At 39.0% G+C, this 9,569-nt stretch carries 10 protein-coding genes, 1 tRNA gene and 1 pseudogene; 10 read left to right on the top strand and 2 right to left on the bottom strand.

What is annotated here, in order from left to right:
• Positions 1 to 66 precede the first annotated feature (66 nt).
• From BHE89_RS02875 to BHE89_RS02855, 5 genes are all read left to right on the top strand, one after another.
• Positions 67 to 143 (top strand) — tRNA-Arg (locus tag BHE89_RS02875).
• A 186-nt stretch (positions 144 to 329) separates the two neighbouring features.
• Positions 330 to 1,910 carry a glutamate--cysteine ligase gene (gene gshA, locus BHE89_RS02870; RefSeq protein ID WP_069367093.1) on the top strand — a complete coding sequence of 527 codons (1,581 nt, stop codon included), beginning with the start codon at positions 330 to 332 and terminating at the stop codon, positions 1,908 to 1,910.
• Positions 1,911 to 2,073: 163 nt separating this feature from the next.
• Positions 2,074 to 2,589, top strand: a complete 516-nt coding sequence (gene luxS, locus BHE89_RS02865) for an S-ribosylhomocysteine lyase (protein WP_069367094.1) — start codon at positions 2,074 to 2,076, stop codon at positions 2,587 to 2,589.
• Between the two features lie 193 nt (positions 2,590 to 2,782).
• Entirely contained in the window at positions 2,783 to 3,130 is a 348-nt protein-coding gene (locus tag BHE89_RS02860) for a hypothetical protein (protein ID WP_128860288.1), read from the top strand.
• Complete coding sequence (locus tag BHE89_RS02855) at positions 3,087 to 3,530, top strand: hypothetical protein (RefSeq protein ID WP_128860287.1); 444 nt, start codon at positions 3,087 to 3,089, stop codon at positions 3,528 to 3,530. The genes BHE89_RS02860 and BHE89_RS02855 overlap by 44 nt, the downstream gene beginning before the upstream one ends.
• A gap of 36 nt (positions 3,531 to 3,566) precedes the next feature.
• Here BHE89_RS02855 and BHE89_RS02850 read toward each other — a convergent pair.
• A pseudogene (locus tag BHE89_RS02850) lies at positions 3,567 to 4,842 on the bottom strand (CNNM domain-containing protein).
• 34 nt (positions 4,843 to 4,876) lie between these two features.
• Complete coding sequence (locus tag BHE89_RS02845; protein WP_069367097.1) at positions 4,877 to 5,677, bottom strand: cytochrome C assembly family protein; 801 nt, start codon at positions 5,675 to 5,677, stop codon at positions 4,877 to 4,879.
• A gap of 173 nt (positions 5,678 to 5,850) precedes the next feature.
• Here BHE89_RS02845 and ffh point away from each other — a divergent pair, with 173 nt between their 5' ends.
• From ffh to rplS, 5 genes are all read left to right on the top strand, one after another.
• Positions 5,851 to 7,212, top strand: a complete 1,362-nt coding sequence (ffh, locus tag BHE89_RS02840; protein WP_023580979.1) for a signal recognition particle protein — start codon at positions 5,851 to 5,853, stop codon at positions 7,210 to 7,212.
• A gap of 137 nt (positions 7,213 to 7,349) precedes the next feature.
• Positions 7,350 to 7,598: a 30S ribosomal protein S16 gene (rpsP, locus tag BHE89_RS02835; RefSeq protein ID WP_004244772.1), complete on the top strand. Its 249-nt coding sequence runs from the start codon at positions 7,350 to 7,352 to the stop codon at positions 7,596 to 7,598.
• An 18-nt stretch (positions 7,599 to 7,616) separates the two neighbouring features.
• Complete coding sequence (rimM, locus tag BHE89_RS02830) at positions 7,617 to 8,162, top strand: ribosome maturation factor RimM (RefSeq protein ID WP_006534751.1); 546 nt, start codon at positions 7,617 to 7,619, stop codon at positions 8,160 to 8,162.
• Positions 8,163 to 8,200: 38 nt separating this feature from the next.
• Positions 8,201 to 8,953: a tRNA (guanosine(37)-N1)-methyltransferase TrmD gene (trmD, locus tag BHE89_RS02825; protein ID WP_006534750.1), complete on the top strand. Its 753-nt coding sequence runs from the start codon at positions 8,201 to 8,203 to the stop codon at positions 8,951 to 8,953.
• 52 nt (positions 8,954 to 9,005) lie between these two features.
• On the top strand, positions 9,006 to 9,359 hold the full coding sequence (gene rplS / locus BHE89_RS02820; protein WP_023580978.1) for a 50S ribosomal protein L19: 354 nt from the start codon (positions 9,006 to 9,008) through the stop codon (positions 9,357 to 9,359).
• Positions 9,360 to 9,569: the final 210 nt, after the last annotated feature.

Below are 9,569 nucleotides of genomic sequence, written 5' to 3'. Positions count from 1 at the left end.
CCTCCAGGATGCACCATCTTTTATTAGATATTTTAGTTTAATTATTTTTAGCAAAACGTCAGACCTGCATCCTTAGCTCAGCTGGATAGAGTACTCGGCTACGAACCGAGCGGTCGGAGGTTCGAATCCTCCAGGATGCACCATTTTAAAAGCCTCGCTAATCGCGAGGCTTTTTGCTTTCTATCTACTCTCTTATTTCTCATAATGTAACGCCTTTGTTTAGCATCAACTAACAATGCTAATATCATCTAATCAGCGACAATTTAGTGACTTTGCGATAAAGTAACTCCTATCTATTTACTAACATCAATCAACGCGGGAGGTCACCTTTGATCCCGGACGTATCAAAAGCGCTTTCTTGGTTGGAAGCACACCCTAATGTTTTATGTGGCATCCACCGTGGTATAGAGCGTGAAACTTTAAGAGTTACGCCAGAAGGTCATTTAGCATCAACTGAGCATCCTATTTCATTAGGTAAATCATTAACTCATAAGTGGATCACAACTGATTTTGCCGAGTCCTTATTAGAGTTTATTACACCTGTTGATGACAACATTGCACATACCTTGCATTTTTTAGGTGATTTACATCGCTATACCGCACGTCACTTAGATAATGAACGTATGTGGCCTATGAGTATGCCTTGCTTTATTGAAGGGGAAGATAAGATTACGCTGGCTCAATTTGGCACATCTAATGTTGGACGTTTTAAAACACTCTACCGTGAAGGGCTTAAAAATCGTTATGGCGCGTTAATGCAAACTATTTCAGGTGTGCATTACAATTTCTCACTGCCTATCGAATTTTGGCAAGCATGGGCAAATGTAAAAGACGAAGAGAGTGGAAAAGAGGCGATTTCTGACGGTTACTTGCGTCTTATTCGTAACTACTATCGCTTTGGTTGGATCATTCCATTCTTTTTTGGTGCATCGCCGGCAATTTGTGGATCTTTCTTAAAAGGAAGAGAAACAAATCTCCCCTTCGAAAGCACTTCTAAAGGGGCGAAGTATTTACCTTATGCAACGTCATTACGTTTAAGTGATTTAGGATATACCAATAAATCTCAAAGTGATTTAGATATCACCTTTAATCATCTTGAAACTTATGTAAAAGGGCTGAAAAAAGCGATTCACAAGCCTTCAGAAGAGTTTGCTAAGTTAGGTGTTAAGAAAGAGGGGAAATATATTCAGTTAAACACCAATGTGTTACAGATTGAAAATGAACTCTATGCACCTATTCGTCCTAAACGTGTGGTTAAAGGTGATGAATCACCTTCTGATGCGTTATTACGCGGTGGTATTGAATATATCGAGGTTCGTTCACTGGATATCAATCCATTTACGCCAATTGGTGTTGATGAAACTCAAATTCGCTTTCTCGATTTATTCCTGATCTGGTGTGTATTAGCAGATGCGCCAGAAATGAGTGCATCTGAATTAGCGTGCTGCCGTTCAAATTGGAATAACGTTATTCTAGAAGGGCGTAAGCCAGGTCAAGTAATAGGAATGGGTTGTGGCGAAAGAACAGAGCCACTCGCGCAAGTTGGTAAAGCTTTATTTGCTGATTTAAAACGTGTTGCTAATGTTCTTGATTGCTGTTCAGGCACTAAATATATGGAAGTTTGCGTTAAGTTAGAAGAAATGTTTGATAATCCTGAATTAACTTTTTCTGGAAGACTTTTAGACAAAATTAAAACGCAAGGTATTGGTGGTTTTGGTTTGTCTTTGGCTGAAGAATATTACCAAGAATTAATTAAAACACCTTATGAAACGTTAACCGATGAAGCTTTTGATCATGAGAGAATTTCATCCATAAAACGTCAAGAAGAGTTAGAAAAGAGTGATACCATTTCTTTTGATGAGTATTTGAAGATCCATGCGGGGACAAACACCGATAACGTGGCTTCCTAAACTTAGATAGAAAAAAGCCACACTAAAATTTGTGTGGCTAAAAAATTCTATAGAGAAATAGGGATGATAACAATTTGCGCGTATTCATTACTAAGACCGAGCTACTTGCAGAAAGTTTCATTTTTTTCTTAAAAATATTTAAATTTTTCTTAGGAGGTTTTTTATGCCTTTATTGGATAGCTTTACTGTTGACCATACACGTATGTCAGCACCTGCTGTACGCGTTGCAAAAACAATGAAAACGCCGTCAGGTGATACCATCACGGTATTTGATTTACGTTTTACTGTGCCAAATAAAAAAGCCATGCCTGAGAAAGGAATTCATACTCTAGAGCATCTATTCGCTGGATTTATGCGTAATCATCTTAATGGTGATGGTGTTGAGATCATTGATATTTCTCCAATGGGATGCCGTACAGGCTTCTACATGAGCTTAATTGGGCAACCAGAAGAGCAACGTGTAGCTAATGCATGGAAAGCGGCAATGGAAGATGTTTTGAAAGTAAAAGATCAAAACCATATCCCAGAATTGAATGTGTACCAATGTGGTACCTATGAAATGCATTCCCTGACAGAGGCACAAGATATCGCACGCGATATTTTATCTCATCGTATTGGCATTAATCATAATGATGAATTAGCACTACCTGAAGAGACGTTAAAAGAGCTACATATCTAAGCCATCGCTAATTTATAACATTAGGGGATAATAGATCAGAAAATTCGCATTCTGATTTATTATCTCTTTTTTATTTTTATCTCCTTTGTTCTTTTTCTTTTCTGCACACCATTGTTTTATTTTCTTATCTTCTTATATTGTTAGCATCGTAATGGATTAAATTGATATTTAATACACGGAGTATACTTCTGCTATGGAACATCGCCAATTTTCATCACCTAAATTAGTGTTAGAGTTTTTTGTTCGAGAATTTTATTTTGTAGGTAAAGGCACATTACGTACTCAATTTCCTAAAGATGCCTTTTTCTATCAAGGACGTTCTAAAGCACTTGAATATCGTTACTTTGAGCGAGTCCATAAACAGTATGTTAAACGCACTCAGTGCGAACCAGAGCTTATTATCAAGCCTGATTTATTATTGTTATCGTCTGAACTCAATTCTGAATTATTTACCAAAATCACTCAATTACAAACCAACACCATAATGAAGATCAGTGGTGATTATCTTTATAAAGAAAAAGAAGAACAATACCGCTGGTAATTTTCAACAAGATGAAATCAAAACAAATAGTTATAGTGGTGAGAATTTACAGTTAAAATATGAAAATATTCGTAGCTTAGCACCTCATCATTTTAATATTGAAGCAATAAATGATGAGGGGGCGATTATTACTAATTTTCCACGCAAGTCGCTTTCTCTTACTTTGAATAAAGGCGAAACAGCGTGTTTTATTTGTAGACGTGAAGAGTATGGTGCTGATTATTCTTATCAACCTGCATTAAACTTAGTTATGTGGGTGAAAAATCATGGTTTTTATTCTGCTTATCAACAATTAAATCCTGCAATACTAATACAAGAACAAGTGATAGAGCCTTTCTATATGAAAGCTGCGAGAGAGTTTGATTTTCGTAATAGTAAATTACGATTTGAACTAGGATAAACAGCAAAAAGCGCCTTAGAAGGCGCTTTATATTCACTAATGATGCGGAATAGAAAGGTGGCGAATTAACGCCTTTTTGATAACGTTGTCCTGAACTTCAAGTATTTCAAATTCGTAGTCACTCACTTTTATTTTATTACCAATAATAGGCAAGTCACCTAACTCTTCAATAATGACACCGTTGATCGTTCGAGCTTCATCTTCAGGTAAATGCCAGCCAAAAGCTTTATTGATATCTCGAATATTTGTTGTGCCATCAACTAATAGTGAACCGTCTTTTTGAGGGATAACCTCTTCAGCTAAAGAGGGGGACATCGAAGTAGTAAAGTCACCAACTATTTCTTCAAGAATATCTTCAACGGTGACTAAACCTTGGATTTCGCCATATTCATCAACCACAATACCCGCTTTTTCATTATTACGTTGGAAATTGACGAGTTGTAGGTTTAATGGTGTGCTTTCAGGAATAAAGTAGATTTTATCGGCAGCTTTCATCAGAATTTGTTTGGTAAATTCTTTTTTTCTCAGTCATTAAACGATAAGCTTCTCGTACTCGTAACATACCAATTGCATCGTCAAGAGTATCACGATAAAGCACAATTCGACCGTGAGGAGAATGCGTTAATTGTCTGACGATCGATTTCCATTCGTCGTTGACATCGATACCAAAAATCTCATTTCTTGGTACCATAATATCGCCAATTGTCACTTTTTCTAAATCTAGAATCGACAGCAACATATTCTGATTTCTTTGTGAAAGCTTTGATTTAGATTCATTAACGATAGTTCTTAACTCTTCTTTTGAAACCGCATTTCCCTGTATTACTGGGGATTTGATACCAAAAATACGCATGAGTATTAATGTGATTTTATTAAAAAACCAGACAATGGGTAACATCAGTTTTTGCAAAGGAGAGAGAACAATACTACTTGGGTAAGCAACACGTTCTGGATACAGTGCCGCGATTGATTTTGGAAGCACTTCAGCAAAAATAAGGATGATAAAAGTCAGCACACCTGTGGCTATTGCTACACCTGCATCACCATATAAACGTATACCAATAATGGTCGCTAGTGCAGACGCAACAATATTAATTAGATTATTGCCAATCAATACTAAACTAATCAATCTGTCAGGACGTTGTAATAATTTTTCCACACGTTTTGCAGCACGATTTCCTTGTTTTGCAGCATGACGAAGGCGATAGCGATTAATCGTCATCATACTGGTTTCAGTCCCAGAAAAATAAGCTGAGGCAATAATCATACATACAAGTATGATAATGAGCGTAGTTGTCGACACATGCTCCAAAATTGAGATCCTTTTGCTACCCTAAAATAGAAAATTAATTAAGCACTAACTCTTGTAATAAACGATTACCAAAAAAAGCTAATGTCAAAATAATAGCGCCAATCAAATTAAAGATAATGACTTTCTTTCCTCTCCATCCTTCTCGGAAATGTCCCCATAATAAAATGATGTAAACAAACCAAGCAATGATAGAAAAAATAGATTTATGGATGTTTTCCTTACCAAAAATATTATCCATATACACCAAACCTGTGCATAAGGTCAGTGTCAGCAATACCACACCCACTTGTGTAATATGAAACATTTTACGCTCAATTGACATTAATGGTGGCATTTGAGGTGAGAATTTTAGTTTCTTATTTTTTAGTTGATAGTCGAGCCAACTAAGTTGTAATGCATAGAGAGCGGCAATTAACAGTGTGGCATAGCTTAATAAAGCCAGCCCAATATGAATAAAGAGTGATGTGCTACTTTCAAGATGTGTAACAAATTCACCCGGCATCAGCGCTGCAATAACGAGATTAACTATTGCGAAACAATAAACAATAGGCAGTAAGAACCATGCACGACCACGAGAAGCCACAATTGTCATGATAACGCAGACCATTAGGCTAACAATTGCACCTAGATTGGTGAGTGAAAGATTCTGTCCGCTATGCGGGCGGAAAATTAAAAATTTTAATGAAATGGCATGTGCAATGAGTGCAATTACCGCAAATAGCAGAGCTAATCCGCGGTATCCATTCTGCTCTTTCCGTAACAGACCGGGCAAAAACAGCACCAGACTGAGTAAATAAGCGCAGACAGCGACGATAGAGATTGATATAACGGGCATAGTTTCGCTTACATATATTGTTTGAATAACTTCCTAGTATAGCGCTAGGAGGATACGGCTCCAACTATTGAAGTCATTAAGCTTAAATCTCTATGCAGAGATCCGCGAGTCATCGTGATATAATCGGTGGCATACATGACCGATAAGCCCAACTTTAACACTGAGCTAAGATAATGTTTGAGAATTTAAGTGACAGACTATCGCGCACATTGCGCAATATAAGCGGTCGAGGAAGACTGACCGAAGAAAACATTAAAGAGACACTGCGTGAAGTGCGTATGGCTTTACTAGAAGCTGACGTTGCCTTACCAGTGGTTCGTGATTTTATTGCGCGCGTCAAAGAGAGCGCAGTAGGTCATGAAGTTAACAAAAGCCTGACACCGGGTCAGGAGTTTGTAAAGATTGTTCAAAATGAACTCGTCAATGCGATGGGGGAAGTGAATACCGACCTTGATCTATCAGCACAGCCACCTGCTGTTGTCTTAATGGCGGGGTTACAAGGTGCTGGTAAAACGACCAGTGTCGCAAAACTAGGTAAATTCTTAAAAGAGAAAAAAAAGAAAAAAGTTCTTGTTGTTTCTGCTGACGTTTATCGCCCAGCAGCGATTAAACAGCTTGAAACGTTAGCCGAAACGGTTGGCATTGATTTCTTTCCTTCGACAGTTCAAGAAAATCCAGTCACAATTGCAAGTAATGCATTAAAACATGCACAACTTCAATTCTATGATGTATTGCTGGTGGATACAGCGGGTCGTTTGCACGTAGATGAAGGCATGATGGAAGAGATCCAACTTCTCCATAAAGCCATTAACCCAGTTGAAACGCTGTTTGTTGTTGACGCTATGACAGGTCAAGATGCGGCAAATACAGCAAAAGCATTTAATGAAGCATTGCCATTAACAGGGGTTGTATTAACCAAAGTTGATGGTGATGCGCGTGGTGGTGCGGCATTATCAATTCGCCATATCACGGGTAAGCCAATTAAATTCCTCGGTGTTGGGGAAAAAACAGAAGCGTTAGAACCTTTCCATCCCGATCGTATTGCCTCTCGTATTTTAGGCATGGGTGATGTTCTGTCTTTGATTGAAGACATTGAAAGTAAAGTTGATAGAGCACAAGCTGAGAAGCTTGCTACAAAACTTAAAAAAGGTGATGGCTTTGATCTAAATGATTTCTTAGATCAATTAAAGCAGATGAAGAACATGGGCGGCATGGCGAGTATGTTAAGCAAAATGCCGGGTATGTCTCAGGTGCCAGATGCAGTAAAATCACAAATGGATGATTCAATTTTAGTGAAAATGGAAGCGATTATTAATTCCATGACTAAAAAAGAACGCCAAAAACCAGAAATCATCAAAGGTTCCAGAAAACGTCGTATTGCTGCGGGTTCAGGAACGCAAGTGCAAGATGTCAATCGTTTATTAAAACAGTTTGATGATATGCAACGTATGATGAAAAAAATGAAAAAAGGTGGCATGGCTAAGATGATGCGTAGCATGAAAGGTATGATGCCACCTGGATTCCCAGGCCGATAAAATCAAAAAGCCTGAAAAAAAACGTGCTTTGGATTGCTTTTTTCGCCAAAGTGAGTAAACTTTTCGGGCTTTTTATATGACAACCGGACTCCGTTCCTCGATGGCGTCTGGTTGTTTTATTAACTAATGAGGATGTTATGGTAACAATTCGTTTAGCTCGTGGCGGCGCAAAAAAGCGTCCGTTTTACCAAGTAGTAGTAACCGATAGCCGCAATGCGCGTGATGGTCGTTTTATTGAACGTGTCGGTTTTTATAACCCACTGGCAACCGGTAATGCAGAAGAATTACGTTTAGACGTAGACCGTGTTGAACACTGGGTTGCTCAAGGCGCAACAGTTTCAGAACGTGTTGCTGGCCTGATCAAATCAGCGAAGAAAAGCGCTTAATCTGTCGCGGTGGTAACAATGAGCGAACAAAAAACCTTAAAAGAGCCTGTAGAACCTATTGTTATGGGTAAATTGGGCTCACCTTACGGGATCCGTGGTTGGCTCAGAGTTTTTTCCTCCACCGAACACGCCGAAAACATTTTTGAATATCAACCGTGGTTTATTCAGCGTCATGGACAGTGGGAAACCATTGAAATTGAAAGTTGGAAACATCACAACCAAGATATTATCGTCAAGCTAAAAGGTATTGATGACAGAGATGCGGCTAATTTCCTGACTAATTTTGAAATTGTCGTAAATGCTTCGCAACTTCCAGAACTTGAAGGTGAATATTACTGGAAAGATCTGATGGGTTGCCATGTAGAAACGGATAAAGGCTACGATCTGGGTGTTGTTACAGACATGATGGAAACGGGCTCAAATGATGTCATGGTGATTAAAGCGAATCTGAAAGATGCGTTCGGTATCGGGGAACGGTTAGTTCCGTTTCTTGATGGGCAGGTTATCAAGAAAGTCGATCTCTCAGCGAAAAAAATTATCGTTGATTGGGATCCTGGTTTTTAGATTATCCGGTTAACGGTTCTCAATAGTGGGACACAAAAATGTGGATTGGGGTAATTAGCCTATTTCCAGAAATGTTCCGCTCTATAACCGAGTACGGGGTGACTGGTCGGGCAGTGAAGCATGGTCTGCTCAATGTAGAATGTTGGAATCCCCGAGATTTTACATACGACAGACACAATACCGTTGATGACCGTCCTTATGGCGGTGGTCCTGGTATGTTGATGATGGTTCAACCTTTAAGGGAAGCTATTCATCAAGCAAAAGCTGCGGCAGGTGATGGAGCAAAGGTGATTTATTTATCACCTCAGGGACGCAAACTCGATCAACAAGGAGTTTGTGAACTGGCAACAAATGAGAAATTAATTCTGGTTTGTGGTCGGTATGAAGGTATAGATGAACGTGTCATTCAGACTGAAATCGATGAAGAGTGGTCTGTTGGTGATTACGTATTAAGTGGTGGGGAATTACCGGCCATGATAATGATAGATGCAGTAGCGCGCTTTGTACCGGGTGTTCTCGGACACGCAGCCTCTGCGAAAGAAGATTCTTTTGCTGAAGGTTTACTGGATCATCCTCACTATACTCGTCCAGAGGTTTTAGATGGTATGGAGGTTCCGGCAGTTTTACTGTCAGGCAACCACGCCCATATTAATCGCTGGCGCATGAAACAATCACTGGGTCGAACCTGGCTAAGAAGACCTGAGCTTCTGGAAAGCCTAGCTCTGACTGACGAGCAAAGAGTGCTGTTAACAGAGTTCCAACGGGAACATCTGTCAGGAACAGCAGAGTAAGTCTGACACAAGATGTCATTAATATCAGTTTACCTAGGGTAAGAGAGTTATTATGAGCAATATTATTAAACAAATCGAACAAGAACAGATGAAGCAAGATGTTCCTTCATTCCGTCCTGGTGACACTTTAGAAGTTAAAGTATGGGTTGTTGAAGGTTCTAAAAAACGTCTGCAGGCATTCGAGGGCGTGGTTATCGCTATTCGTAACCGCGGTCTGCACTCTGCATTCACTGTTCGTAAAATTTCTAATGGCGAAGGTGTTGAGCGTGTATTCCAAACTCACTCACCAGTCGTTGATAGCATCACTGTGAAACGTCGTGGTGCGGTTCGTCAAGCTAAACTGTACTACCTGCGTGAGCGTTCAGGTAAGGCTGCTCGTATCAAAGAGCGTCTTAACGCTAAATAATACGCTTTCGCACATCCGAAAGTTATTGTTAAAAGGTCAGCATTTTGCTGACCTTTTTTTTATCTCTGTTACTTCTATATTCCTATCTCATCTACTCATCTTATATTGAGATTCATTAAAAGATAACATGTAAACTTATATTTACATTTTGGTATATTAATTTAATCTCTATCACATTATTTTATTTTCTTTTGTTTTTTTATAACTATG

Source organism: Shigella sp. FC1967 (assembly GCF_001743005.1).
In the GTDB taxonomy this organism is placed as follows: domain Bacteria; phylum Pseudomonadota; class Gammaproteobacteria; order Enterobacterales; family Enterobacteriaceae; genus Proteus.
Note: the sequence above shows the minus strand (reverse complement) of the source record. Positions and strands in the feature narration are given on the sequence as shown.